Genomic DNA, 26,910 nt, shown 5'->3' with positions numbered 1-26,910 from the left:
TTCAACTCACTGTAATCACTGTTCCCGCACTTTCATTGGCCAATCTATCCACTGCACATACGGCATAAGTTCCCGCTTGTTGAACGGTAGCGAAGGTTGTGCCAGCAGACAAAATTCGCTGAATTGTCCAAGTATCCCCAGTTTGTCGATAAAGCGTCCAAGAACGAACTGGCTGATTATCTCCAGGCTGCCAACTCAGTTTGCGGTTATTGACTTGTAATCCAATGGGTGGAGGGGGTGGCGTTGTATCTTGCCAAGGCAAAGTTGGCGGTAGCGCAGGTTTGTTATAAAGCAGACTTTGGAATTTATCAGCAATACCCTGACTATTTTGCGTCAAAACACCGAGATTAAAGAAGATATTGCCCAGTGACAACCTTCCAGCTTGGCTACGACTAATTTTCACCTGCTTTTCAATCTCATCACTCTCTCGACTCTTGTTGCTTGGTTCTGTCAGATTGTTACCAGCGTAAACGTGTCTTTGTTTTGTATTTACCTGTGTCCACCACTGTAGCAACGCTGAATAACTTTGTTGTGTTTGATCTGTGCGCCAGTAAAGTTGAGGCGCAATATAATCAATCCAGCCTTCTTCTAACCATTTTTTCGAGTCGGCATACAACACATTGTAAGCATCTAACCCAGTAATGCCAGCAGGTTGTCCGGGGCGATAAATCCCAAAGGGACTAATACCAAATTTCACATCGGGTTTGGTTGCCTTAATCCCCTGCCAGACACGCTGTACCATTTTGTTAACATTGTCCCGTCGCCAGTCACCAAGGTTGAGTGAACCACCAGCTGCTTGATATGCAGCATAAGTTTTGTTATCGGGGAAAGGTTGCCCCTCGATGGGATATGGATAAAAATAATCATCTAAGTGAATGCCATCAACATCGTAGCGCTTCACTACATCAAGAATTACGTTGTAAGCTCTATCTTGAACTATTTTCAATCCTGGATCCATCCAGCGTTGAGTTTTCCACAAATAAACGCTTTCTGGATTAGTCGCTGCTATGTGGGGACGTACTGTTTTAGCTGGGTCGGTAGAAGTGCTGGCGCGGTAAGGGTTAAACCAAGCATGGAGTTCAATATTACGCTTGTGACATTCTGCGATCGCAAACGCTAAAGGATCGTAAAATGGTTCTGGTGCTTTCCCCTGAGTTCCTGTAATCCAAGCACTCCAAGGCTCTAATTGTGATTCATATAAAGCGTCTCCCTCCGGTCGCACCTGAAAGATAAGTGCATTGAAGTTTAGCGCTTGTAATTTACTAATAATCTCAGTGAGTTCAGCTTTCTGTTGAGCAACAGAAAGTCCTGGCTTGGAAGGCCAATCACCATTCCACACAGATACTACCCACGCCCCCCGAAATTCCCGACTATGATTAACCCTAACGCTACCGACAGGTGCAGGTGTGGGTGTGGGTGTGGGTATTGGTGTCGGTATTGGTGTGGGTGTGGGTATTGGTGTCGGTATTGGTGTGGGTGTGGGTATTGGTGTGGGTATTGGTGTGGGCGTTGGCTTCGGCGTAGGCGTTAGTATTGGCGGCTGCACTAAGTAACTAGAGGCAATTTTTTCTGCTTCACCTAAATACACCAAAGCTTGATAAACAATTGCCGCTACATCTGCACGGGTAGCTGCAAGATTGGGATTGAGTAATTTGATATTTGGGAAACTAACCACCAATCCAGCGCTGGTGGCAATAGCTACCTGATTTCTACCATACCCAGGAATCTGAATAGAATCTTGATAAATTTGTGGGAGTGCTGAGAGGAGTTCTGGTTTTACCTTGGTGGCAATTTCTAAGCCTGCTACCAAAGAAACTAAAACTTCTGCCCTAGTAATTCGCTCGGCGGGGCGGAAACTTTTATCAGGAAATCCGCTAATAAATGCTTTTTCGTAAGCTGTTTGAATGGCAGCTGCTGCCCAATAATTTATGGGTACATCCACAAAAGGTACATATTGCCGCTTCTTGCTAACTGTGCCAAATGCCTTGGCGACGATGGCGGCAAATTCAGCGCGAGTGAGTGAGTTATCGGGGCGATATGTGCCATTAGGCGACCCACTGACAATACCACGTTGGGCTAAGGCTGTAATAAATAAGCGTGCCCAATGGTTTTGAATATCCGAGAAGGGAGTAGCAATAGATACCATTGTAGATTGCAGCTAGCTGGCCTTGATTTTGATTTCCTTAGTTAATTTAGCAATTTCAAGGCGATCGCTGCTGCAATCTCTTAGTAAACTTTTACTACTCAAGATTGGGCATTGGGTATGGGGCATAGAGAAGAGACAAGGGAGACAAGGAAGAGGGGGGAGACAAGGAAGAGACTTGTTCAATAATTTCCCCTTGTCCTCCTTGTCCCCCTCGTCCCCTAATCCTTTCCTGCTCCCATGCTCCCATGCTCTATCTCCTAAGTAGGATTTGCAGCTTCGTTAGTAGGATTTGAGGTAGAACGCGCATTCAATGACAGCATTACGCGTGAAATGCCAGTGAAAATAATGCTGATACCAACTAGTGTGCCAAGAAGCCAGGGCGCATTGAAGGGCCACTGGAACCAAATCATTGCACCTAAGACCAGTGTAATAATGCCATCACCTAGTATCCACTTCCAGTTCTCTTGCGGACGTAACCGGAATGCCAGAATTAACTCGAATGTACCTTCAGCCACCAAGAAGCTGCCAAGCAATAGAGTCAGTGTGAGAATACCCGTAAAAGGATAAACAAACAGCATTATACCGGTTGCAATATAGAGTCCGCTCAATAGAAGTTTCCAAATAAAACCTCCTTGGTGGCGGGTTTGAGTGGCATAAACTAGTTTTGTAAATCCGGCGAAAATCAAAATTACTGCAATCCAAGTTTCGGCGAATAAGGTCGAGAGATTAGGCGCTGCGATCGCAATAACCCCCAAAACACTTAGGAGAACACCACTTATCAGCGCTCCATTAGTGTCCTTGTTAATATTTCTAGAAACGTCAGTTGTCATATAAACTTTTCCCTAACTCTACAATTACGTTAGGAAATTTCTCAGTCACAGAATAGAACCCTAAGATAGACTCATGGGTATTAAATTTTAGCAGTAACTAGCTATCATAAAAGTTCTGCTAGGCTGCTTAGGCGTTCATAAACAGAGATGAGGCGATCGCCTTCAAGTTCAACAGAAGTATTAGGATAATTCTGAATAGCTCCAAGGAGTGTAACTTCACCATTTTGTTGAATAGATGTACTTAAAGCACTTCGCAGCGCCTGTTGATCTAGTTGTCCTGCGGGGGGATGAACTACTTCACCAATTTGGTTAACTAAAATTGGCCCTGCCCAGCTAGACAGTAAGTTATTTAAAAAGGCAGGATCGGCTTTTATTGGGGCTTTCAGTGCCTTACGAGCTACTGCGGGGTCTTGTTGAGCGGCATCCAAATAAGCTTGTAGTGTCGGAGTAGTCTTACCTGTTTCTGTAAACTGACTTAATTCTTGAACAGAAACTTGCCCCTGAAAAGTACCATATTTTAAAACAACTTGCTCGGCGGCATTAGCATTAGTAGTTGAGAGGAGAACAAAAGCACTTACGCCTAAAGCTACTGTTTGACTGAGTAACTTAGTAAATTTGCTATTGTTTAATCGATTAAAAATTTGAGAAATCTGCATTTTATCGAACTTCCTAATGGTGTGGAGCGTACATAGTGCTAGAGATACATAATTAGGGGTGTACATCTGTACGCCCCTATAGCCAGTTTATTTGTTGCAAAATCTTTTTTGGAAATGGCGTTATCAAGCTTGTTCATTAGAAGAAGCTAATGAGGTAGTATTGACTGATCTTCGTCTATAGTTGGTGCAGGTATACCCAAATGCTTCCTTGCTGATTCTTCAGCTAGCTTTCGGTCTTGCTCGTTCTCGAACTGGCTCTCATCTAACAAATGAGGGTTTTTTGCCGCTTCATCTCGGCTTGGTTTATAGCCATTTTTCCACTTATACTTCCAGTCCATAATTTAAAAGGCAGATATACTGCGATTTGATTACCTAGTTCTTTTCTTCATCGTAGGCGCTTAATGGAACATGACACTCCTGCTAGAGGTTGAAGAGCCTCATTCAGAGGGTACAAATTTTACATCATCTTAAAGTAAGAATACTCTATTGGGCAGGATTGGCTAGATTATGATGCTGAGAACAAGTCATGAATGGCTATCGCTTAATAAATTAAATTATAGAGTTAAGTATCTTCTTATTGATATCCCTGCCAAGGCGTAACTTCCAGCTTGCCGCTAGGCTTAAATATCACTTGGAAGTGGGCGAGAGGTTCTTTATCGTTGGGAGCTGCTACATTAGAACCGTAGATAGCATTAAACATTTTTGGAAGGGGTGTTTCCCGGAAATAGTCAAAGGCGACTTGGTTGAGTGGTTCATAGTCAGCGATTACACCATCTTTGTTGACCGCTACCCGATATTTCAAGTCTTGCGTAAAGGTGGGAGTGCCACTCCAAGTTTGGCGAACTGTATTATAAAGCTTTTGGTTTAAACCTTTAACTATATTAGAGTCAGTAATTTTTGCACCGACTACCTCTGGTGTTTTAGAGTATCCGCGCACAGGGCTAACTTGCAGCACACCTTGGCTATTAAAGACTACTTGAAATTGGGCAATTGGCTCATTAGAAATCTGAGGACGGTTAGCAGGATTGTAAAGTACTTTGGGCAGAGGAGTTAACTCTATTTTTTCGTTCGCTACTTGATTTATCGCCTTGTAACCTACAATTGCACCATCCGCAGCTACACCCACACGATATACCAAATCCTGTTGTAATCCTAAGCGATTAGTCCAAGCTGGATTAATTTGGTTAAACACTTGGCGCTTTAAGGCGTGTAATTGAGATGGATCGGTAATTTCTCCAGCTATATTTAAAAGTGCATCCAAATCTTTAACCGCAGGGGATGTAGTAGGTGTGAGAGTAGCTAATTTTGGGGATATAGTAGGTGTGGGAATAAGTGATTTTGCTACAGGAGCATTAGGCTTGGTTATTGTCGAACGATCCTCGTGAAAATTTATTATATAGATGGGAAATCCAACTAACCCAGATAAAACAATTGCTGCAATACCTATAAAAGACTTGTTTTTGAAGTAGGTAGTTTCTGATAAAGAAGTTACTGCTATGGGTTGTTGCTGTTCCAGCATTTGAGCATCTGACTTCTGAACTAGCTGCTGATTTGATTTATGGGATAACTCAAGTTTAGCTTGAAGTTGATTTGTCCCTCTTTGTCTAACAACTGTTTATAGTCTCTGCGTTTCGTCTTGCAGTTCATCGTCATCTAAACCAGGCTCTTGCAAGGCGATGGTAATCTGGACGTTGGATGTACTCGCCATTCTCAACCTCTAATTGTGGTTAATGCTTAAATTATCACAAGTATCTTATACAATCCAACTAGTAATAATTCCGGTCTGGATTGTCGTAAATACAAATTTTGCCAAGATGCATAGCGTGCGATGAATAGGAAGAGTACTGCAAAGTAATAATATATACTATAGCTTGACCACAGCTAGCTAGGTTAGATTTTTATTTCCTTTGTTAATTTTGCAATACAAGAGCGATCGCTATTGCTGTGTCATATAAAATTCCACACTTGCAGAATTTGTTTAGTTTTATATTCTCATTCAAAAACCGATGTACCCTTCTCTACGGGACGCAAGCTATGGACAACCGTAATTTTTAATCCTTACGTATATTTGCTAATTACTTTATCAAAAAGGCTAATTGCTTTATCAAAAAGCCTGTTTACTTTCTCAAAATACTTAAATGCTTTCTCAAAAGAAGCTTTTGCTTTCTCAAACCCCAGTTTGCTTAATCATTTTGGTGTTTTCCGCAAGTAAAAGAAGCTTTTGCTTTCTCAAACCCCAGTTTGCTTACTCATTTGAGTGTTTTCCGCAAGTAAAAGAAGCTTTTGCTTTCTCAAACCCCAGTTTGCTTACTCATTTGAGTGTTTTCCGCAAGTAAAAAAAGCTTTTGCTTTCTAGTAAGTAATACCATTTACAAAAATCTTTCTACTAAATGAATCGGCTGTAAGAGCGTACAACTGTCATTGGTGTCAACTTAACGTGAAAGCCTTTTCAAATGTCGTTTCCAGCCAGAGAGTAGTAAGGGACTTCCAAATAAAAAAATACTTAACTACTTCTTGTGGGGTGGGTGACGCGAGCGCCCATAGCTAAAGGCAAACAAGATATCCACTCCACAAGATTGGATAATTTCTTCGTTGGAAATCCCTAATGCTGCTACTTGATCTGCTGCCGCCAGTAAGTGAAGCGAAGCCTAGTACGCTACAGCGCAAATAGAGAAACTATTTAAAATCCCTAAAAAGCTGATTCCATAATACTTTTGACTTTTGACTTCCGCCTTGCGATACTAGCCTGTTGACTTTGTACCTTTTTATAGGCTAAAAATTCATGCAAAATTTATAAAATTTATGTCTAAAGAAACAAGCACACAATTCATATTTATATGTCCAAAAGCTATATATGTATATAATAATCACTATCAACCAATCTCTCTAAAGATATAACTAAAAAAGCTAATTTTAGGATAACTCCATCTGTAGGCTCACGCAATTTCAACAAAAAACGTTAATACTGGAAAGTAACTTTACCAGCACGAAACCTGATTGTAATCAAAAATTACAGTCTAGGAAAAGCAAATAGAGAAAATAGTACAAACAATGGCAACTTCTACAGACCGCACTCAAGAGATTCAAAAGCTGCATGAACTAATCAAAAATATTGATTATGGTATGTTTACCACAGTCGATGATGATGGAAGTTTGCATAGTTACCCCATGTCAAAAAGTGGTGATATTAACTCTGAAGCCACACTCTGGTTCTTTACTTATGCTGGTTCCCATAAGGTGACTGAGATTGAACACCATGAGCAGGTCAATGTTAGTTTCTCGTCACCCGAACAGCAGCGATACGTTTCTATCTCAGGTACATCACAACTCGTAAAAGACCGCAACAAGATGCGAGAGTTATGGAAGCCAGAACTTCAAACCTGGTTTCCTAAAGGATTGGACGAACCCGATATTGCTTTACTCAAGGTGAATATTAACCAGGTCAATTATTGGGATAGTACATCGAGTTTTAAGCCACAAACAATTAGTTTTTAACATCATCACGAATTTAAATAATTTGTAGTTAATAATTACGAATTATTTAAAGTCGTGTAATTGTTGGACGAAATTGGCAAAGACTAAATATTTTAAATTACGAAAAATATTAATGACAGATAAAAATAATGATGAATCCGTGCAAAACCATCTGTCTTTAGAGGTAAAGCGGCGGCATTTTTTAAAAAGTACATCATAGCCCCCTCCTAGCTTGCTCTTAGGGGGTTTGGGTTCTTGTACCTTACAAGGGCGGAGAACCGCTATATTTAACATTACTCCATCAAGTAAGGAAAGGAAATTTATGCCTTACCAAGAGATTGCAGACTTACCTGATTCAGTCAAAGCTCACTTACCCAAGCACGCCCAAGAAATTTTTCGAGCTGCATTTAACAATGCTCAAGAAGAATATGATGAAGAGGAGCGTGCCTTTCGTGTTGCTTGGAGTGCTGTGAAACGCGATTACGAAAAAGGTAATGATGGGCAATGGCACAAAAAGCCAGAATAGCTCGATTCGTATTAAGCAGTTTTATTAATTTTGCACAAAAAATCTTTGTTAAAAAGGAAATCCTTATGAATTACCTTGTTGCAGTTTTACCAGATCGAATACAAGTAGAAGCCGCTTACTCTGCTCTGGAAAAAGCAGGCTTGCCTACTTCACAAGTTAATATTTTAGGCGATGGTTATTTAAGTGCTGATGAATTTGGAATGATTGATCCCGACAAGCAAGCCCGCAAGCAATCAACTCAGCTCTTTTGGTGGCTTGTACCCTTTGGATTTGTTGCAGGTTATGCCTTTAACTATCTCACACAAATTGAAATATTTCCCCAGTTTGCTCGATTTGGCAATGAATTTCTTGCTGGTATATTAGGAGCGATAGCCGGCGCTTTGGGGGCTGGTTTAATCGGTCGAGGAACTGGCATAACAGTTGGCAGTGGCGATGCTTTACCCTATCGTAACCGTCTGAATGCTGGTAAATACCTAATTGTAGTTACCGGAAATGAGGATTTAACACGCGAAGCTACGCGTGTACTGCGTCAATTTGAACCAGAGAATATTCAAGGCTATACAGACTATTCACAAAACAGGAAACTTCTGAGGAATTAAGTATCTACATCGGGTTCAACGCCGAGCGCTCGTAGTTGTGCAATCAACCGTTCAGCCCGTTGTCTTTCTTGTTCTGTAGAAGTCAATACCCAGTTGAGAGTCCCATCATACCAACGTAACCAGGGCTGTTCTACATTTTGATAGCGTCCCCGCCACATACCCAAGCCTAATTCTAATTCCGGTATCCAAAAACGTGAATCTGACAATGCTATCTCAGCATAACGGCCTCCATCTAATTTAAATACCCTAAACTCATATTTGTACCGATCAAATACTACATAATAAGGAACACGTAGAATTCGTTCATATACTTCCCATTTTCCTGGTGGTTGCTTGATATCCCGCTATGTCTGTCCCAAGTCTTCCTTTTCAGTGTTGCGCTCCCAAAACTCACCCCAATATTTCTTAAGCCTGAGTCTCTTCAAATAAGACTAAGTCATACTTTTCGCCAGTAGGCAAAAAGCCAATTCCTCGATAAACTGCTTGGGCTGCTTGGTTATTATCACCTGTAAATAGGATGGCACGTTTTACTAAGAGCGATCGCGCTTTTAACAACGATCCTGCTACCACACTTTTGGCATAGCCTTTCCCCCGTAGTGCTGGCGGTGTCCATACTCCACCAATTTGCACAATATCAGGTAGACTGGCATTGAAAGCAGAGTAAGAAACTAAAGTATCTCCTGCCACTAAAACCCAATGCATACGCATATCTTGACGTGCTTCAATTATGCGATCGCAAGCAAGCCTTAAACTTGGAGTATCAGTTTTTCCTAAAGCTTCTACGTTATAAGCAGCACACCATTCGGCAAGTAATTCCAATTCTTCTGGATGTGGCAAACGACACTGTACCTTTGCCGATGTTAAAGCTTCAGGTATTTGCAAGTCTTGTAGTGCTAGAGAAAACAATATCTCATGTTCATCAAGCTGAGTTGGTGTGTTGCTAAGTCCCAAAATACTTTTTGTTGCTTCAACTTGTGCTGCTGGACCAGTAATTCCAGAAATAGTACGTCTAGATTGTTCCACAACTGCTTGCACCACCTCTGGCAAACATACAGGCGCTTGGACTATTATCATCCCATTCTAAAAGTGGGCTGCAACTGCCACTATCGTTTTATCTGTGTAGGCCGCTACGTAAGTTCCTTGAAATCTTGCACCTTCATCAAGCAGTCCCGCAGTTCGCCAATTAGAGCGCAAAAATATAGAAGTATCAGCGTGTTGCAAGAGAAATGCTTCTACCGATACTTCATCTCCAGGTTGCAGAGTTCTCAAAATAGCCACAAAAAACTCCTGAATATCCAATTCAGTTTACCGAATAAACGCTTTCGGGAATAGTAGTAATGCTCTTGTGAAGTTTGATTCTAACTGTGACAATTCAGATCATCTCTAAAAGTCTACGAAAATCTAACCCCTTTCCCGACGCGAGAAGCGTAAGAGATCCCTCCAACCCCCTTTTTAAGGGGATTTTGAGATCCCCCTAAGTTATAACCGCAGCGATATCTGGTGACAAAAAGTACTAGTGAGTGTACTATTTGCTGCACAATCGTATATTCCATGCTAAAAAGTGAATGATAAATACAAGTAGAAGGTTGAGTATCTTGGTAAATTTCTTCAAAGTAATTCATAGATATTCACTACTTTTATTCAATAGTTAGGAACATTAGAAAGTTATTGGAGATAAAATGGTTTTTAATCAAAAAGCAACTGAAAATGATTGGAATTTAGATGAGAGTAGGACACTGATACAGGCACTTATAAAAGATTTCTATAAAAATAATTTAAATAATTTTGCAGATCCAACTAAACAAGAAGAATTAGTCTCAGCAGGGAAAGAAATATCTCAAATAATTATCTTGTTTAATAGGCTTCAAAAACTCATCAATAGAAATGCGCCACAAAAAATTTGGTGGGACGAAATACCGAGAATATTGATACCTGATAATAGGAATACAATTCAAAGAGAACTGACTGAACTCTCGAAAGCTTTAATATTTGCCATAGAAGCTTTACGTGAATCTTCATCGAATATAAATATTGCCCAGGCAATTAGATTTGATGTTGAACAAATTGTTTGCAAATATGAACATCCTATAACAGGATTTATCATCAATCCATTTCTATCAGTTCATCGTTCACCATCAACGACGACTAAAGTAATTTTTGGGCTTATAAGTGCTGTGTTTATATATGGAGGAATTACTTCCTCTTCTATCGCCGGACTTTGGATGTTTTCAGAAATTATTAATTATTATAATAACAATAATTATAATATTAACAAAAACTTCTTACAAAGCGAAATCAAAGAAATTCAAAAATATACAGATAACCGAGTAGAAGAAATTCAAAATCAATCTGAAGCAAAAAATCAATCAGAAAACACAAATTCTGAATCGGCAAATGATGTTAGTAAATTAAAAACAACCAAAGAAGAAATTAAAGAGTTAAATATAATATCTCAAAAGAATGCAGAGTTCAAGAGTACAGAGTTGACAATTCTAAATAGTAACCTTGCCGAATTAAATGCACAATATAGCAAAAGGCAATCTGTAAATCAGAAGTATAATGAATTTCTTCTCCAACTCAGTTTAGCTATTTCGGCAGGAACATTAGGTAGTATTATCAGTATTTTAATTAGAATTGAAGAATTTCAAAAGAAGAAATATTCCGATCCACTAACTCCATTTCTTGTTGGTGCTTTTAAACCAATGATTGGAGGAGCATTTGCTGTTTTATTTTTAGCCTTAATTAACTCTGGGCTAATATCCATGTTTATTAATCCTAACATCTTCAAGCTAAATCCAACTACAAATCAAGAATCATCTCAAGACCAACAAAGGTCTTTGATTTTTGTAATAGCATTTGTTGTTGGCTTTAGTGAACGGCTTGCAAAGGATTTTATCGGCAAAGCAGAAGAAATAGCAAGTGGAAACCGAGAGAATCCTGAATATAAACCAGTTACTAATGAATTATCAATTGATGTAGATAGTTTAAATATACCAGAAAAGAAATTAGCTAATAGTGCAGTTATTTCAAATATACTGCCGAATCAAGTAGATAGTAGTGATTCGCTAAATATTGCAGATGATTTAGACCTTAGCAAAGGCGATCGCTAATCTCAACAAAATCAAGGATTCTTGGTGTTGGGTTACTACTCTTTTTTCTGATTAAGTGATTTAAGCTCCAGCTTGTCTTATCAGACAAACTGGAGCTTATGCTAATTGTTAATGTGGGTTCAACACTGGCGATAGCAGGCAAACTCCATTGAAAAAGTAGTCATACCAGAAGTGAGCGATGTCTGAGGACAAGCCGCTTCGCGTCTACGCAACTCTGTAGAATACCCAAACGCGCCAGTGACTGTTTCTTGAATCGGTAGTCAAAAGTAGCTTGTTGTCCAATAGTTTCTCGGTATGCCACGGGGGGATTACCAACGTAGACCTCCGCATTATATTCCCATTGAATGCGTTCGAGGTAGATTTCTAGGTGGAGTTCGCCCATTCCAGAAATCAGAGTTGCGCCTGATTCGGGGTCAATGCTCAACCGGAAGGTAGGATCTTCCCTTTGAAAGCGATTGAGTGCCTTAGAAAGGCGATCGCTATCTTCCTGTTTATTGGGCGTAATTGCCAGTGTAATTACTGGTTCCGGCACAAACATCTTCTCTAGAAAGACCTTCCAGATGATGCGAAAAGTCAGACAAACAGTTGATGTTTGCCCCATCTGACGTTTAAAATAGGTATTCAAGCGGAGGAAATAAAAGCTTGAAATTGATATTGGTAGCTCCCGACTCTTTGTTGTGTGCAGCCTTTCAACAGAATTTTAATTACTTACCCAATGTAGAAATAGTGAATAACTATTTCGAGTGGTTGCCAGATTTTGATTGTATGGTCAGCCCTGCGAACTCTTTTGGCATGATGGATGGTGGCATAGATGCGGCTATCCGTTTTTTTGGTCGTCCCTTAATGGCAAGAGTCCAACAGCGCATTCTTGAGGATTATTTGGGCGAACAGCCTGTAGGAACATCAATGATTGTGGAAACAGGTCATCATAAACATCCTTTTTTGGCTCATACACCTACGATGCGAGTTCCCATGATTATTGCTGGGACGGATATTCCTTATATTGCAATGTGGGCAATGCTGCTGACAGTTCGCCACCATAACCAACACGCTAGGCAAAAAATTAACACGATTGCCTGTCCTGGATTGGGTACGGGAATAGGACGAGTGCCACATACTGAGGCTGCTAGACAGATGGCTTTAGCTTACGATCATTTTCTGTATCCACCAAAGTATCTAAATTGCATAGTTGCGGCTGAAAGACAACTTCAGATATGGGAAGGAGGAGATTTTAGGTAAAGCAGGACTTTGGATAATAGTCTGAGTTCATTACCAGGGAAAATATGGTGTTCCCTATGGTGTGAAAAATTTAAATGCAATTTATCAAATATTTTCGCAACCCGAAGAGAAACACTATTAATTAAGGGATCGTTATGTCCTTATTAAGCTTAATAAAAAAATATTAATTTTTAATACATAAATTGATTTTATAACTCTCAATTTTATTTCTCGTCTTTTCCCACTTTAAGTAGCATTAGGGAGTGATAAATCCTTGATTTTATGGGAGTTTTGAATTTATCGCGGGCCGAAATTGTAAAAGACGAGTATTTAGTTTTGTCATAAATTTAATATAACCAAAAATCTAAGGTAATGTATACATGACTTCCAGCATTACAGACAAGATCCAAAGACATAATCTTTTAGTAGATGTGAATAACAAAAACCGAATTGCTTACCAAGCTAACCGCACAGCGATCGCTGCATTCAATGCAATCGTAATGGCAGGAGCAGAGGCTTATATCAATGGGCTAAAAATCCCCGCTCCTCTGCTTAAATCCCTTTTAAATCTCTCGATGCAAATCAGCTACAAATATTTTCCCTCTCTTTTAGTTCCCTATGAATGGCTGTTGCAAGAAAGCGATCGCCTTGCAGAAGGATCGCACGAACTAATGAAGGTTCAATACAACCTACCCGAAGAAATGTTCAGTCTGATGTTAAAAGAGACAGAACTTTTATATCCAAAATACACAATGGGTTTATGGGAAAAAGAAGCATCTAACCTTAAGCAAGCTCAAATGCACATGCTCGATGATTTGATTGCAAAAGCAGGCATCGAAGATGGAGACGAAATTTTAGATTTGGGATGCGGTTGGGGTTCTGCATCAAATTACATCCTTTCCCGGTTTCCGCATGTGAAAGTAACAGCTCTTAATTTGAGCCACGGGCAATGTGAATATATGCGTAAAAAAATGCGAGACCCTACTAGTTACCTCAGTTCAGATAGATTCACTCTATATGAAAAGGACTTTAATGATATTGATTTTGAGAATAAGTTTGATAAAATTATGGCGATTGGCCTGTTTGAACATGTAGGTAATTTAACGAAATCATTTCAAAAACTGGCTTCTCTCCTAAAAGATGATGGCAAGGTGTTAATTCACATAATCACAACCAGATTACCTTATAATATAACCCATCCTTTTATAGACAAATATGTTTTTCCAAACATGCGGGTGTGGAATTATGATGTCATTCCAAAGGTTAATACAGACCTAAAAACTATTAATCAATGGTATTTAAATGGTGCTAACTACTCAAAGACTCTGATAAATTGGTTGATGAATTTTGACCAGAATCAAGCTAAAGTCAAAGATTTAAATTATGGTATGAACTATGGCAAGTTCTGCCGGATGTGGAGACTTTATTTGCTCTTGTGCATTGTGTATTTTGACGGTTGTGATGGTGAAATTCTTGGTAACGGTCAATACTTGTTGGTTCATGCGTGACAAGTTAGTTGCATAAGTCCTAATAGTTTAGCGATCGCCCAACCATATTGAGAGCAATTCTTGGTTCCTTAGTTGTAGGAGCCAGCAATAAGAAACGCTCCGATCTGCAATACGCGTGCGAGTAGCATTGAATGGCAAATAAACGCTTTTATCACATTGGCTTTGGACAAGATGATTTAGGTTCATCGCCTCCCAGGATTGCCCTATTATCTGGTGAGCCAGAGCGCTCGCATCTAATTGCCCAAACTTATTTCCAAGATGTTCGCTTATTGTCGGAAAATCGCGGACTCAATAGCTATGTGGGATATTTACCAAATGGTCGCAGCATCTTATCTGCAACTAGTGGTATGGGTGCGCCTTCATTAAGTATTGTTGTCAACGAGTTGATACAAGTAGGAATTCGGCAAATCATTCGCATTGGAACTTGCGGAGCAATTCAACCTTATATACCAGTCGGTAGCGTTGTTATTAGCAGTGCAGCATTATGTCGCCAAGGTGCAGCAAATGACATTGCACCTGTGGAATATCCAGCCGCAGCCGATCCGTTTCTGACAGTCGCTTTAGTTAAAGCCGCGCGAGAATTAAAGGTTGAACATTACATCGGAATTACGGCATCAGTTGATACTTTTTACGAAGGACAAGAACGCACAGATTCAGCAAATCCAAATTTAATGCGATCGCTGCATGGCATCACAGAAGAATATCGGCGTTTAAATATCTTGAATTATGAGATGGAATCCGGCACACTATTCAAAATGGCAGGTGTGTATAATTTTGCTGCTGCTGCTGTTTGCGGTGTAGTTGCTGGGCGTACTGTGAGTGAAAATATCATCTTAGAACAGAGGGATATTGCTGTGAAAAATGCGATCGCAATTGCTGTAAATGCAGCAGCAAAACTGGAGTAAGCTAACAAATTTATTTTAATTAGTACGTTACACCTAATCTACTCTAAGTGTTTTTATCATGTCTTTACTTAATCTTTAATTTATCACTCAGTAATTCTAGTTAAGATATACAGTGTAAGCTCATCTAATTCGGTATTATGTGAGCTTGGCAAATCAAATAAGATCAGCATAAAAGACAGGATAAATAACGCACTTGACAAGTGAGCAAAATAAATGAAAAGACTTCAATGCTGTTGCTAAAAAACTGTCAGGAGTCAGGTTGATGCCACAAGGCTTGGAAACTAAATCTGCTTAAGCTCTGAGAAATCCTAGTGTTCAGAGAAAGCCAAAAGAAATATCAGACATCGACAGTATTCAACAGAGTCTATAGGTATGATTAATGTCGCAAAGAATTGAATGGATTGATTGTTGGAAAGGTCTTGCCATAATTACGGTTGTTGTAGGACACATAGTCAACCCAGTATCGAAATATATTTTCTGGTTTCACATGCCGCTTTTTTTCTTTATCAGTGGATATCTTTATAGCAAAAAAACTGACTATTCTGCTTTCTTTAAGAAAAAACTTCTTCATCTTCTAGTACCATATTTTTCATTTCTTTTTTTATTTACTCTCCTTCAGTATCTACCATTAATAATAGATAGTTGGCAGCACAAAAAAATATTATCGATAGACAAACTTATAATATCTATATTTCCGGTCATTTGGAAACAATTGTATGGTGGAGCAAATCTGGCGCTTTGGTTTAGTGTATTTTGGTTTGTAACTTGTTTATTTATTACGCAGCAGTTATATAACCTGCTCTATATAAAGTTTGGCTCTAATAATTGGTTGATGATAAAAATTATGCTTGGCTCCTATTGTTTAGCAATGATTAATTATTATCTAAAAAATGTTGCCTTTCCTTGGAATATCAATGTAGTTGCAATGGCACTACCATTTTACTGGTTAGGGCACATGGCAGCTAAATCATTTTTAATTAATACTAAAATCCTTATATTAGGAACAATAATATTTTTGACTGCAATTTTACTAGATACAGTGTCTCTGCTGCATTTTGCTTTTAATATGAAAGGTACAAGCTATGGAGTCTTAATCTTTAATGTTGTTATAGCTTTATCTGGCATTATTATTACACAGCAATTTGCGCTACTACTTTATAATAAATCTTACATAGGAAATGCCCTGCGCGAACTTGGTAATGCTTCTATGATCGTTATGTATTTACATCAACCGATACAAATAACTATGAAAAATTACCCAATATTCGCAGCTCAAGGAATTAGGGTATTAGGTGCATTAATTATTTCATATATTATCTACAAAATTACCTGCAATTTTTCAATTATGCGTCAGCTTTTCTTAGGTGATTTTTCAACCCCGAACGCTAAATCGTCCAGAGCAAGTGCATCTCAATCAGTCTTAACACAAGGAATCAGAAAAAACTAATGAAAGTTAATTCTTATCTTTTTTGATTTGTCAAGCTTATTATATTATACCAAATTAGATGAGTTTATCCTGGTTAAGATATATTGCATATAATCGATATCGCTCTATATAAACATGGTGTTTTGGGATTAACAACTGGGCTTTTGGCACAAATTTTTGCAGTATTTATGAGTCATTTAGTTATCAACAAATATCAGACAAATTGGAGAGCAATATAATATGAAGAATGCTTGGAAGCCTTGGATTATAACCGTTAATCTAGCTGCGATCGCACTAATGCCGACGCTGATATTTTTAGCATTCTCTCATCGAGCAACAGCAGACGATCCAGGAGCATGTTACATGGTAACTTCCTCTGGTAAAACCGTTGGGTTAGGAAGGATTTGTAGCAATATTATAGTCGCACCTTCAGACAATAAAGTTTTTCGAGTCTCAATTAAACGCCGCTTTGGTGGAACTCCTGTGATTGACGTTACCTTCAATGACAAAAAAACCTTTGAAATGATTGTAGATACTGGTGCTAGCGGAACCATTATTACTCAAAGTATGGCGAATACACTTAAACTCCAGACTACAGGTACAATGCAAGCCCAAATTGCCGATGGTAGCGAAGTAGAATTTCCAACCAGTAAGGTAAAATCTATTGCAGCAGGTGGAGTTACAGCCAATAATCTTCAGGTAGCGATCGCACCCAAAGCCAGCATCGGCTTACTGGGCCACGATTTCTTCGGCAACTATGATATTAAGATTCTGGAGAGAGAGGTCGAATTTCATCACCGCTAATGTTTGGAAGTAAAAACATAGAAACATGACTAAGCTGATTGAATACGAAGAAGCCAGCGATGAAATCCGGGCAGTATATGACGATATCCGCGTCACCCGCCAGAATGACTATATCAATAACTTTTGGAAAGCCATAGCTAATCATCCCCCTACCTTGCAACGAACTTGGCAAGCGGTGAAAGAAGTGATGACTAGCCCTGGTGAAATTGATCCACTGATGCGAGAACTAATTTATATCGCCGTGAGTGCGACAAATGGCTGTGAGTATTGTATTGCCTCGCACACAGCAGGAGCGCGGGCCAAGGGTATGAATGATACCATGTTCGGGGAACTCATGGCGATCGCAGCTACTGCCAACATGACCAATCGCCTCGCCAACGGCTATCAAATTCCGGTGGACGAGAGATTTAAGACGTAGGAGTGTAGCGTTATCTATCCCTGCTTCAGATCGGGTTTAGCAGAATTATTGACTATGCCAAAGCTTCAGGTTAACGGGATTGATTTGTTCTACGACATTAAGGGAACGGGTGAGCCTTTGCTATTAATAGCTGGCTTTCTTTGCGATCATGCCTATTGGTCGTTGATTATGCCATCGCTGATTTCGCAGTATCAAGTTATTCGCTTAGATAACCGAGGTATGGGGCGAAGTTCTGCTCCCGAAACCCCCTATAGTCTAAAGCAGATGGCTAATGACGTTGCAGCATTGCTCAATCATCTTGCGATCGATAAGGTGCATCTAGTGGGTCATTCAATGGGAGGTCAGATAGCTCAAGAACTAGTATTAGCACATCCTGAAAAAGTGCAAAGTCTAATGCTACTTTCGTCACTGGCAAAGGGTGATGGATTATTCAACAGTATCATTGAGACTTGGGGCGAACTCTGCGCTAATGTAGACCTGAAACTTTATGAAAAAGTCGTATTACCCTGGATATTTACAGATAGCTTCTACGCGATTCCTGGCACGATCGAAGGTCTGATCGAATTTGCAATCAGATATCCTTTCCCGCCAGCGACTCATTCACTCCATCATCACAGCCAAGCTATGCTTGACTTTGACACAACAGATCGCCTTCAAAAAATTCATTGTCCTACCCTAGTTCTAGTTGGCAAACAAGACATTCTCACTCCCCTAAAGTTTTCCCAGCAACTTGCTCAAGGCATTCCTAACGCTGAACTTGTAGTTCTCGAAGGTGGTGGTCATGGCTTCTTAATTGAGTCGCCAGATACTGTGATTTCAGCCATGCTTAACTTCCTACGGAAATTGAAGCCAGCTTACGGGTCGTGAAGCGTAAAGCCCCCGTAATTCATGGGGGAGATATAAGCGAACAGGCTGAATTTATTCAGCCATGATGTGGATCATTGATATATTCTAAGACTTTCTGAGTGCTGACTTTTCCAGTAGTGTCGAACATATACGAATGTGTCAACAAACTAGGAAGTTTCATTAGTTCTGGAAATTCCTGTCGCAGGTATCTACTGGAGCGACCTTTGAATGCCTTGACTATTTGAGATATTGAGTGATGTGGGTCATACTCAACCAACAAATGAATATGGTCTGGCGCAATTTCTGAGGCTTTGATAATCCATTTATTATCGTTGGCAACAGACTGAAATATCTCAATGCATCGGAGTTTTAAAGATTCATTGTTAGCAAATATTCTTCTGCGCCGACACGGTATCCAGACCAAGTGAACAGTAGCCAAGCCAATTGCATGATTGTAATGATTATATACAGTTTTCATGTAGATGAGTGTTGATTATCTACATAATAGATGGTATCATAACCACATGAAAACTCTGAAGTTTAAGTTATACCAGCACAAAAGAAATAGATATCTCAAACGCATGATTAATGCGTCTGGGGTGATATATAATCACGCAATCGCTCTCCACAAGCGCTATTACCGAATGTGGGGCAAGCATTTAAATTGTGCAAAACTTCAGTCACACATCGCTAAACTGCGGAAGAAAAACCAATTTTGGCAATCAGTAGGTTCTCAAGCAGTACAAGATATCTGTCAACGCATTGAGAAAGCCTATCAGTTATTTTTTAAACATTATAATAAAGGAGTAAGACCACCAGCATTTAAAAAGGTCAAAAAATATAAATCGTTCACCTTAAAACAAGCAGGCTATAAGTTTCTGGCTGGTAATCGAGTTAAGATTGGCAATCGAGTTTATCAATTTTGGAAATCTAGACAAATAGAGGGGACAATCAAAACCTTAACCATTAAGCGCACACCATTGGGTGAATTGTTTATAGTTGTATTTGTTGATGAGGATAGTAAACCAGAAGCTAAATTCACGACTAGTAAGATAGCGGGTTTTGACTTTGGGCTTAAGACGTTTCTCACCTGCTCTGATGGTACTTGTCTTGAAAAATCGCTCCTCTTGGGGGAACCCCAAGACCGCGTTTTTCGCAAAATTGAATCACCCCAGTTTTTTAAACAGTCCCTTAATGCTATCAAAAAGGCAAATCGTCATCACTCCAGGAAGGTGAAAGGCTCATCCAATCGGGAACGAGCAAGAAAGAACTTAGTACGCAAGCATGAAGATATTTCTAACCGAAGGCGTGATTGGTTTTGGAAATTAGCGCATGAATTAACCAGTAAGTTTGATGTGCTGTGTTTTGAAACACTCAACCTTAAAGGAATGCATCGTCTTTTGGGTCGTAAGGTTTCTGATTTAGCCTTTGGGGAATTTCTGCAAATCTTAGAATGGGTTGCCAAGAAGAAGAACAAATTGGTTGTTTTTATCGACCAATGGTATCCCAGTAGCAAGACTTGTTCTCATTGTGGATATGTTTTAGAAAAACTTGATTTAAATACTCGTGAGTGGCGTTGTCCGTCTTGCCAGTCAGTTAATGGAAGGGATGAAAACGCTAGTCGTAATATTTGTGCAGTTGGGGCATCGACTGTTGGCTTAGGTGATGTTAGACAGTCTATGACTGCAATTGCTGTTTGAAGCTAGAATCCCCCGAATTCAATTCGGGGGAGTATGTCAAACTATGTAATCACAGTACAAGGTGTTAAGTAAGTTGGTAGAAATAAACCAAATTATGTTACTGAACGTAAATAGTCTTAAATTCCTTACTAATGACCAATGACAAAGGACAAATGACAGCCCTTGCCAGTTAGCTTTAATTGCGCCAACCTACTTAAAGGCAAAGGTTAAGTTCTGAAAACTAGATAGAATAATTTAAATACTCAGCGATTTTCTAATTTAGAAACTCGCCCCTCTAATTTATTGACTTGTTGCTTCAATTCAACCACCAAAGTTGCCAGGCGATCAAACATCGGATCTTGCTGTGATAAATTTCCTCTGGAACCACTTGACTGTCGTGGGGTAAGTGTCGTTCTTCGAGATGGAGATTGGCGACCTTGACCGAGTTGAGACTCTATCTGGTTTAATCGTGACTCCACACGATTAAAGTCCGCTTCCAGATTGCTAATGCGGGACTCCACTTGCTGCGATAAAGCAGTGTTTCCAAATAATCCACCCCAGATAATTGTTGCTAAAATCCCAGCAATTATTAGCACTTGGATTTTTTTCATAACAGTCTATTTAGACACCATCTGTTGGTATGGCTATAGAGTATAAATCTATAGCCACTTAACTTATTTATCCTTTACTAAATTAGAAAATAGCTTCTGCCAATCGATAGAGTTAACAGTATTATCTGCCTGTTTTATCTCAAAGGTGACATTACAAGCTTTCGCTATTTTTAGCGCTTGCACGCAAAGTTCTGCCACATCCTCACGGCTGATTTTGCCCTTAATATTATCGCCTTGCTCTAATATTAATTCCTTACCCCCTACTTCCTCAGTTAAAGCACAAGGTCTAATAATCGTATAAGGAACTCCGCTTTCTCTTAAACTATCTTCTCCCTTCAATTTCCAAGTTAGAATTCCTCCCAATTGGTCATTTAATTTCACTGCTGGCGGTTCTTCATCTAAATTAATGCCAGGGCGGCCGGGACGAGTTACACCTGCTGAACTGACTAGGATAAATTGTGGTAAAGTTGTACCGCCGTAAGCTTTAATTGATTCCAATTGCAAAGTAAAACCACCAGGGGAAAATTTGGGATTCAAAGCCCCATCATATTCAAATTTGCTCAACATCAATTGGAATGAACAAATTCTAGTCTGCTCAATTGGCGGCGCATCTTTGACAACTTTTGCCCGAAAGACGGGAATTAAATCTGCAAAGGGAATGCGAACATCTATCCAAGTATTAGCTACTGTGTCAAAAGAATAGCTATAGCCAACCCCATCCCATTTTGTATCTGTTCTTAGGAAGATTTTATAACGTTGTCCATCACCTTTGACGCGCAATTTCACACCTTCATAACCAGATAAGTTAAAGGGGGGATCAAAATTCTTAGTTCTGACAGAAGCAAATCCGCCAGAGTTAGCGGTGGATACATTACCTGCAAATAAAGCTGTATTTTCTACTAATTGGATATTACTGGCACTCACGCCACCCATGACGACATCATCCAACGCCCCCCAGTTATCTTTTAATTCTGCTGATGGCTTGGTGAAATCAAATATTATTTTTTCGTTTGCTTGGGGTAGATATTTTGCGGCCGCTTGGACTAAGTTTTTGACACCTTGATATTCTACATTTTCGGGAGTGTCGCCCACAATTTCTGGTTGGTAAAATTTAACACCTTGGTAATATTTGGCTCTATCGGCTGTGTCTCCCTCAACTGGTTGCACGCGCACTGCTGTGCAGCAAACTACAGCTTGGATATCAGCCATAACTAAAGGAGTTAAAGTTTCTGGTTGTGTGATATCCGCAACTACTAAGTCTATATCATTACCTAAAATTGACCGCGCTTTGTCAATGTCTCGAACTAGGGCGCGGACTTTATAACCCTGTTGGAGCGATCGCTGCACCACTCGTTTACCTACACCACCTGTTGCACCTGCTACAAGTATTACACCCACGTTTCTCCCTCCATTGGGTCTATCTTGATTATCCTTTGGATGGCCTTGGATTAACTGCTGTACCCAGTTAAGGAAAGGAATTACCTCAAAGTAAGTCAGGGTTTCGAGAAACCTGCCTAAGTCCCATTGAGAACGATTTTTGTCAGTCATATTTGCGTCCTCATAACTTTCTTCAGTCTAGCCCAATGAGCTAGTTATGTTGTCTTTAAGCCAGTCCCACACTTTTAATAGTTTTGTCCAAACCGCAAGTACTAAGCAGATTCTGCCCATCTGGGCTGATGGCAAAAGAATTAATATTGGTTTTATGCGTCATCGACTGGGACTGAGAGCCATATTGATCGATCTAATGGTTGAGGTTGAGATTAAAGGCGACGAGGCGATGATTCAGATTTTGGCGGAATTCTCCAAGCGCAATGCATCTTACGTTAAGGGAATTCCCAAACTGACCATCCTACTTGATGAATCTCCTCTGTGGATTTTGGGACAGTATCTCACTCAACTCGCAATACTTTTCGGTTAAACCCAATAATCTCTCTTTTGGTCTGGTGAAAGGTTAAAGGGCAATGGGGAAAGGGCAATTTAAACCCTTTCCCCATTGCCCTTTCCCCCAAAACCCGAAAAGTATTGACTCAACTCGGACTGTCCACTGAGTCGTGGCGATCGCTAGAGGATGATCGCAGGGTTAGGTACTATCGATTGAATACTGAGGATGTCACGTTTGTCCAGCCTGTATTACTAATGATTTCGGAATCTCTTGTCTAACGTTGAGTTTTTTGTTGATAAATTTGCGGCGCAAGAATCACTTGAATTTGCTTTTCTTGGCATCTTTGAGAAAAAACGCTAATTTGCTCAAGCTCGTCTCCTTCAATTGACAAAGATTCTAAAAATCCTTGAAATCCTAAAAAAGCTAATTCGTAAATGGCTTTCTGACTAAAACCACCTCCAAAATAGCCTGTGTGGGTATCAATACCTTGAGGATCTCTATTGTTAATAGATTTCCGAATAAATGCCAAGGTTAGGAGAATGTAATTCCCAAAATTTATCGCAGGCTTTTGGATTGCAGAACTAACAATTCCGATCTGATCTATCCGGTCATCTTTATAATCTGTACAGTCAAAATATGTAAATAAATCTGCGGGTTGTACCGACTCTTCTGACATTTTAGTTATCTCTTCAAGTTTTCTATGTTCGCTACTAGAAGAACGAATTTCTAAATATTTATAAGGGTTGTCAAGTCTGTAACCTTTGCCATAGTCTTGCTTGTGCAAATTAACAACTCCATATCTGGGTGTGTGACCCACTGAATCATTTTTATTATTGAAATGCTTAACTGTTATATTACCAAGCCTGTATCCACTAATACGAGTTCGTGCTGGGAAACTAAAATAATTTGCGGCAGTAGAGGTAAATCGTAACGCTAAGTCTCCCTCATTACAAAATATATAAGCTTCTTCGCAGCGACGTAAAGAAGAACGAAGGAAATTAGCACGCCCTGGCAAGATACTTTCTACAGGTATATCAGGTGCTACTAGCACAAGTCTGCCTAATCGAAATACATTGCCAATATCCGAATCCGGTTTTTTATTAATAGATTTTACGTCAAAAACATCAGAGAGAATACGAATTACATCTGTAACTACAAAACATCCCATACTATGACTAATAAAAGATAATTTAATCCGTTTATTTCGAGGTAGTTTTACCGTATAATCAAGCTGTCTAATCAATTCAACTAAATCTGTAACCCCGTAATTAGTCGCTCTATAAGTATCACGGAAATAAGTAGATAATCTGAGAATAATTAATGTAAAAATAGTTGCAGATACAATGCCAGATAAAATTAACATCGCTGTGAAAAAGTGAACAGCGCTATTACTCAAAATATTTAGGAACAATAAAGCTATAGCAGACCATATACTAATTGTTAGCCCCAGAGCTAAATTGATAGCTAGTAAAGTTGGTAGAGAAGAAAGTGCGTTGATTAGCTTTTGCCCGAAAGAACCAGACTCATCCGTTTTTATGGGATTTTCCGATGGCCATCTATATCCGAGAAAAATATACTTATTTGGTTGCTGAATAGCCGTATTAATGTATTCATAAATCTTTTTGCAGCCTGTCTCTGTATCCGATGGTGTAGAACTATATCCATGAATATTTATAATAATTTCTGGTTCGGGGCTTGATTCCAAAGTTTTAGCAATTTTCTCAATCATGTCTTGGGTTGAAGGTTCAACTTGTCCATCATTGATATTAAAAAGCTTTTTATTAGCAACTGATGATAAATATCTATTAGAATTCTGTTCTTCTGTCTCAACGTTCAGTTTGGCAGTACTAACTACTAAATAACCAGGGATTTTTTCCTGATTAGTTTTTTTAAATTCGTAAATTTTATATGGTTGATTGTCTGGCAGATTCTGATTATCACAAGAGTTCATCAGTTATATTTCCTTTTACAATTTAGGCTCAGTATATCGTAATCGCTTTTTGTTGGTGTTGGATCGGCCTGTTTAGATAATGAATTGACGAAATATTTATATGATTATCTATAAGCAAATCCTGTCTTCTTGTTTAATCTCTTGGAGTAAGCCTTTAACTAATTTGGGATTGCTGAATCAAAATAACGAATTAGAAGCTTATACTTTTTATTACATGAGTAGTCATTTTTTGTGTTGACTACTTTTCTAAGAGAGCATTGACGGGAAACGGGAAACGTGCTACTCAAAAGGACAAGCCATATCAATTTGAGTAGGTGCAATCACTAAACACTCATTTTTCACCCTGGTAAGCATATCGTTAAAAGCAGGAGTATAACAACCATCTTTATCAACAACCTTACGGAGAGTATACTCACCAGCCCTAGAAAGTCCGCCGAACCAAACGTTATTTCTGTGCCAAATATCTCCATTAAGAGAATTGTTGTCTTGGGACATTGTAGAACTCACAATCAATTTTGAAATTGGTATTCCCAGCAAAACAGGGATGATCTGAGCTTGTTGCAACGTTTCATCTTCAAACTGAATTTTGTAAGTTACTTTAAACCATTGAATTAAACGTAGTAATATCCAACCCGCAATCGAGTTATGAAAAGTCCACTGTAATGGAGCAAAGGTTGGTAAAACCAAAGTTCTACTCTGCATATTCCATTCCAAATTGTACATAGTAATGCAAGTATCTGGCAGAGGATTCCCATCCATAAAAAATACACCCTTAAGGATAGATGGTAAGTTTGTTTCTTTAATTGGAATCATCCAGGTTGCAATATTATCGAGTTGCTTTCTTTCAATTAATTCGGTCATACTAATTTTTAATTCGTAATTAATATACACCCAAAAAGCACTTACAAACATCCTCTAATTCAAAACTTCCGGCTCTTAATTTTATTACTTACAGTCGTTGAGCAAAACCTTGTAGCACTAAATTATTAGGAGTAACGGCAGTCACTTTTTCAAAATCCCACTTAACTTCTGTAATTGAGTCCCATTGATAGTTCTGGAACAGATGTAAACAGAAAATTTTAATAAAGCCAATTGATAAGGATTTACCAGGACAGGCTCGCTCATGCCCTTCACCGTTCCAAGATAAAATATCTGAAAAATTCCGTGTTAGGTCAAAATCATTTGGATTTTGGTATCTGTTGGCATCTCGATTAGCTGTAAAAATAGAGCCAAGCAAACGAGTACCTTTTTGGAATGGACATTTTTGTTCTCCAATCTCGACTTCACCCCCTTCATTGGTGAGTTGGCTAACAAATCGCACAGGTGGATAGAGACGAGCCGTTTCTAAAATCACTTGATTGAGAATTGTTAACTGTTCTAGAGCGTCTGGATCTAAAGTTTTCTTACCATTCCAGACTGCATTCACTTCTGACACTACATCATTTCTGAGATCATTATCCAAGCAGAGAACACCAATAACTGATCCTAAAAGCGCACTCGTGCCGGCAGTACCAGCGATATGAATCATATCGAAAAGGGTATTAGCAATTTGGTGTTCATTCAACTGATACTGAGCGCCTGTTTCAAAGTAAGATGCCCATTTAGCTGATTGTTTATATCGATTGGTTAAATATTGACGATGCCGAATTTTGGGTGCTGTTAATATTGCCAGCAGATACTTATTAATAAAATTAGGCAAGGATGCGAGAGCCAAACCTTTAATGTAACTATCGGATGCTGTAATTTCTTCCTCAGATAAAGATATCTGAAAAACCAATTGATGCAAAATCGACAGTATGATCTTTGGCAAATCGTTGCCGATGTGTAATTTGCCTTGTTTAGCAGCTTCTAACAAGCTTTGCTCAACTAGATTTCCTAAAAAGTCTATCTTTTGAGACGGTTCTGGTAAGGCTTGTAAGATTACAGTACGTAGTCCTGTGTGTTCGTTACCGTTCGTTCCCAAGCTCAGAGGATTATCGAGTAGGTAGCTAGGAGCTAATATTCTGATGATGCCTAAATCATTTCCTCGCAGTTGTGGTTGGGTTTGCATTAGTTCCCTCACCTGGGAGTGAGAGGAATGCATAATTGCTTGGTCTACTGCAAAATACTTGTCTCCAATATTGTCCTTACGAATGTAGAGAAAGTCCCGCCACGCTTTGAGTATGATTGAGGCATCTGTATAATAGAAAATCAAACGCAGAAACTTGCCGATCGCAGTGTCATAACCTACTTTGGCTAGTATCGGTGCAAGCCAAAGCTGGCGATCTTGACCTTTGAGAACTTTATCTTTAAGTGTCATAATATTTACTGTCATTGGTCAT

26 protein-coding genes and 2 pseudogenes are annotated in these 26,910 nt (G+C 39.3%); 13 read left to right on the top strand and 15 right to left on the bottom strand.

The window, feature by feature from the left end; translation table 11 throughout:
• Window position 1 precedes the first annotated feature (1 nt).
• From NPUN_RS33455 to NPUN_RS33435, 5 genes and pseudogenes are all read right to left on the bottom strand, one after another.
• Entirely contained in the window at window positions 2-2,146 is a 2,145-nt protein-coding gene (locus tag NPUN_RS33455; protein ID WP_012412768.1) for a glycoside hydrolase family 10-like protein, read from the bottom strand.
• A gap of 257 nt (window positions 2,147-2,403) precedes the next feature.
• Window positions 2,404-2,976 carry an HdeD family acid-resistance protein gene (locus NPUN_RS33450; protein ID WP_012412767.1) on the bottom strand — a complete coding sequence of 191 codons (573 nt, stop codon included), beginning with the start codon at window positions 2,974-2,976 and terminating at the stop codon, window positions 2,404-2,406.
• Between the two features lie 104 nt (window positions 2,977-3,080).
• The gene (locus NPUN_RS33445; protein WP_041565803.1) at window positions 3,081-3,632 is read right to left on the bottom strand and encodes an alpha/beta hydrolase; all 552 of its coding nucleotides are present in this window, start codon (window positions 3,630-3,632) and stop codon (window positions 3,081-3,083) included.
• 146 nt (window positions 3,633-3,778) lie between these two features.
• Complete coding sequence (locus tag NPUN_RS33440) at window positions 3,779-3,970, bottom strand: hypothetical protein (RefSeq protein ID WP_041565802.1); 192 nt, start codon at window positions 3,968-3,970, stop codon at window positions 3,779-3,781.
• A 236-nt stretch (window positions 3,971-4,206) separates the two neighbouring features.
• A pseudogene (locus NPUN_RS33435) lies at window positions 4,207-5,013 on the bottom strand (DUF4335 domain-containing protein); the annotation flags it as partial.
• Between the two features lie 1,670 nt (window positions 5,014-6,683).
• Here NPUN_RS33435 and NPUN_RS33430 point away from each other — a divergent pair.
• The 3 genes from NPUN_RS33430 to NPUN_RS33420 all read left to right on the top strand — a co-directional run bounded on the left by NPUN_RS33430 (window position 6,684) and on the right by NPUN_RS33420 (window position 8,231).
• Window positions 6,684-7,127: a pyridoxamine 5'-phosphate oxidase family protein gene (locus NPUN_RS33430; protein ID WP_012412764.1), complete on the top strand. Its 444-nt coding sequence runs from the start codon at window positions 6,684-6,686 to the stop codon at window positions 7,125-7,127.
• A 301-nt stretch (window positions 7,128-7,428) separates the two neighbouring features.
• Window positions 7,429-7,632 (top strand): ChaB family protein, encoded by a 204-nt coding sequence (locus NPUN_RS33425; RefSeq protein ID WP_012412763.1) that lies wholly within the window; start codon window positions 7,429-7,431, stop codon window positions 7,630-7,632.
• 65 nt (window positions 7,633-7,697) lie between these two features.
• Complete coding sequence (locus NPUN_RS33420; RefSeq protein ID WP_012412762.1) at window positions 7,698-8,231, top strand: hypothetical protein; 534 nt, start codon at window positions 7,698-7,700, stop codon at window positions 8,229-8,231.
• On the opposite strand, the pseudogene NPUN_RS33415 reads toward NPUN_RS33420, so the two are convergent.
• The 3 genes and pseudogenes from NPUN_RS33415 to NPUN_RS43800 form a co-directional block, all read right to left on the bottom strand.
• Window positions 8,228-8,608 (bottom strand): annotated as a pseudogene (locus NPUN_RS33415) (Uma2 family endonuclease); the annotation flags it as partial. The gene NPUN_RS33420 and the pseudogene NPUN_RS33415 sit on opposite strands and share 4 nt — an antisense overlap.
• Before the next feature lie 28 nt (window positions 8,609-8,636).
• Window positions 8,637-9,305, bottom strand: coding sequence for a GNAT family N-acetyltransferase (locus tag NPUN_RS33410; RefSeq protein WP_012412761.1), 669 nt, complete (start codon window positions 9,303-9,305; stop codon window positions 8,637-8,639).
• Window positions 9,306-9,311: 6 nt separating this feature from the next.
• Complete coding sequence (locus NPUN_RS43800; protein WP_083782454.1) at window positions 9,312-9,509, bottom strand: hypothetical protein; 198 nt, start codon at window positions 9,507-9,509, stop codon at window positions 9,312-9,314.
• Window positions 9,510-9,910: 401 nt separating this feature from the next.
• On the opposite strand from NPUN_RS43800, the gene NPUN_RS38000 reads away from it, so the two are divergent.
• Window positions 9,911-11,341: a hypothetical protein gene (locus NPUN_RS38000; protein WP_012412760.1), complete on the top strand. Its 1,431-nt coding sequence runs from the start codon at window positions 9,911-9,913 to the stop codon at window positions 11,339-11,341.
• 160 nt (window positions 11,342-11,501) lie between these two features.
• On the opposite strand, the gene NPUN_RS33395 is transcribed toward NPUN_RS38000, so the two are convergent.
• On the bottom strand, window positions 11,502-11,942 hold the full coding sequence (locus NPUN_RS33395; RefSeq protein WP_012412759.1) for a translation elongation factor-like protein: 441 nt from the start codon (window positions 11,940-11,942) through the stop codon (window positions 11,502-11,504).
• 41 nt (window positions 11,943-11,983) lie between these two features.
• Here NPUN_RS33395 and NPUN_RS33390 point away from each other — a divergent pair, with 41 nt between their 5' ends.
• The 7 genes from NPUN_RS33390 (at window position 11,984) to NPUN_RS33360 (ending at window position 18,487) form a co-directional block, all read left to right on the top strand.
• Window positions 11,984-12,580 carry a macro domain-containing protein gene (locus NPUN_RS33390; protein ID WP_012412758.1) on the top strand — a complete coding sequence of 199 codons (597 nt, stop codon included), beginning with the start codon at window positions 11,984-11,986 and terminating at the stop codon, window positions 12,578-12,580.
• 359 nt (window positions 12,581-12,939) lie between these two features.
• Window positions 12,940-14,067: a class I SAM-dependent methyltransferase gene (locus NPUN_RS33385; protein WP_012412757.1), complete on the top strand. Its 1,128-nt coding sequence runs from the start codon at window positions 12,940-12,942 to the stop codon at window positions 14,065-14,067.
• Between the two features lie 131 nt (window positions 14,068-14,198).
• Entirely contained in the window at window positions 14,199-14,972 is a 774-nt protein-coding gene (locus tag NPUN_RS33380) for a nucleoside phosphorylase (protein ID WP_012412756.1), read from the top strand.
• Between the two features lie 379 nt (window positions 14,973-15,351).
• Window positions 15,352-16,419, top strand: coding sequence for an acyltransferase family protein (locus NPUN_RS37995; RefSeq protein ID WP_012412755.1), 1,068 nt, complete (start codon window positions 15,352-15,354; stop codon window positions 16,417-16,419).
• 219 nt (window positions 16,420-16,638) lie between these two features.
• Window positions 16,639-17,202, top strand: a complete 564-nt coding sequence (locus NPUN_RS33370; protein ID WP_012412754.1) for a retropepsin-like aspartic protease family protein — start codon at window positions 16,639-16,641, stop codon at window positions 17,200-17,202.
• 25 nt (window positions 17,203-17,227) lie between these two features.
• Complete coding sequence (locus tag NPUN_RS33365; RefSeq protein ID WP_012412753.1) at window positions 17,228-17,620, top strand: carboxymuconolactone decarboxylase family protein; 393 nt, start codon at window positions 17,228-17,230, stop codon at window positions 17,618-17,620.
• 54 nt (window positions 17,621-17,674) lie between these two features.
• Window positions 17,675-18,487 carry an alpha/beta fold hydrolase gene (locus NPUN_RS33360; RefSeq protein ID WP_012412752.1) on the top strand — a complete coding sequence of 271 codons (813 nt, stop codon included), beginning with the start codon at window positions 17,675-17,677 and terminating at the stop codon, window positions 18,485-18,487.
• Between the two features lie 55 nt (window positions 18,488-18,542).
• On the opposite strand, the gene tnpA is transcribed toward NPUN_RS33360, so the two are convergent.
• On the bottom strand, window positions 18,543-18,944 hold the full coding sequence (gene tnpA, locus NPUN_RS33355) for an IS200/IS605 family transposase (protein WP_041565799.1): 402 nt from the start codon (window positions 18,942-18,944) through the stop codon (window positions 18,543-18,545).
• 46 nt (window positions 18,945-18,990) lie between these two features.
• Here tnpA and NPUN_RS33350 point away from each other — a divergent pair, with 46 nt between their 5' ends.
• On the top strand, window positions 18,991-20,166 hold the full coding sequence (locus NPUN_RS33350) for an RNA-guided endonuclease InsQ/TnpB family protein (protein ID WP_012412751.1): 1,176 nt from the start codon (window positions 18,991-18,993) through the stop codon (window positions 20,164-20,166).
• Window positions 20,167-20,408: 242 nt separating this feature from the next.
• Here NPUN_RS33350 and NPUN_RS33345 read toward each other — a convergent pair whose 3' ends face one another.
• Together NPUN_RS33345 and NPUN_RS33340 are read right to left on the bottom strand one after the other, a co-directional pair.
• A complete protein-coding gene (locus tag NPUN_RS33345; RefSeq protein ID WP_012412750.1) occupies window positions 20,409-20,756 on the bottom strand; it encodes a hypothetical protein in 348 nt (115 codons plus the stop codon).
• A gap of 63 nt (window positions 20,757-20,819) precedes the next feature.
• Entirely contained in the window at window positions 20,820-22,304 is a 1,485-nt protein-coding gene (locus tag NPUN_RS33340; protein ID WP_012412749.1) for a CIA30 family protein, read from the bottom strand.
• A 46-nt stretch (window positions 22,305-22,350) separates the two neighbouring features.
• Here NPUN_RS33340 and NPUN_RS45040 point away from each other — a divergent pair, with 46 nt between their 5' ends.
• Window positions 22,351-22,674 carry a hypothetical protein gene (locus NPUN_RS45040; RefSeq protein WP_012412748.1) on the top strand — a complete coding sequence of 108 codons (324 nt, stop codon included), beginning with the start codon at window positions 22,351-22,353 and terminating at the stop codon, window positions 22,672-22,674.
• Window positions 22,675-22,912: 238 nt separating this feature from the next.
• Here the strand turns inward: NPUN_RS45040 and NPUN_RS33330 are convergent, their stop codons facing one another.
• The 3 genes from NPUN_RS33330 to NPUN_RS33320 form a co-directional block, all read right to left on the bottom strand.
• Window positions 22,913-24,589, bottom strand: coding sequence for an alpha/beta hydrolase (locus tag NPUN_RS33330; RefSeq protein ID WP_012412747.1), 1,677 nt, complete (start codon window positions 24,587-24,589; stop codon window positions 22,913-22,915).
• A 279-nt stretch (window positions 24,590-24,868) separates the two neighbouring features.
• Window positions 24,869-25,450: a hypothetical protein gene (locus NPUN_RS33325; RefSeq protein WP_041566561.1), complete on the bottom strand. Its 582-nt coding sequence runs from the start codon at window positions 25,448-25,450 to the stop codon at window positions 24,869-24,871.
• An 88-nt stretch (window positions 25,451-25,538) separates the two neighbouring features.
• Window positions 25,539-26,903 carry a cytochrome P450 gene (locus NPUN_RS33320; RefSeq protein ID WP_012412745.1) on the bottom strand — a complete coding sequence of 455 codons (1,365 nt, stop codon included), beginning with the start codon at window positions 26,901-26,903 and terminating at the stop codon, window positions 25,539-25,541.
• Between the last annotated feature and the right edge of the window lie 7 nt (window positions 26,904-26,910).

This window comes from Nostoc punctiforme PCC 73102, from assembly GCF_000020025.1.
Classification (GTDB): domain Bacteria; phylum Cyanobacteriota; class Cyanobacteriia; order Cyanobacteriales; family Nostocaceae; genus Nostoc; species Nostoc punctiforme.
Note: the sequence above shows the minus strand (reverse complement) of the source record. Positions and strands in the feature narration are given on the sequence as shown.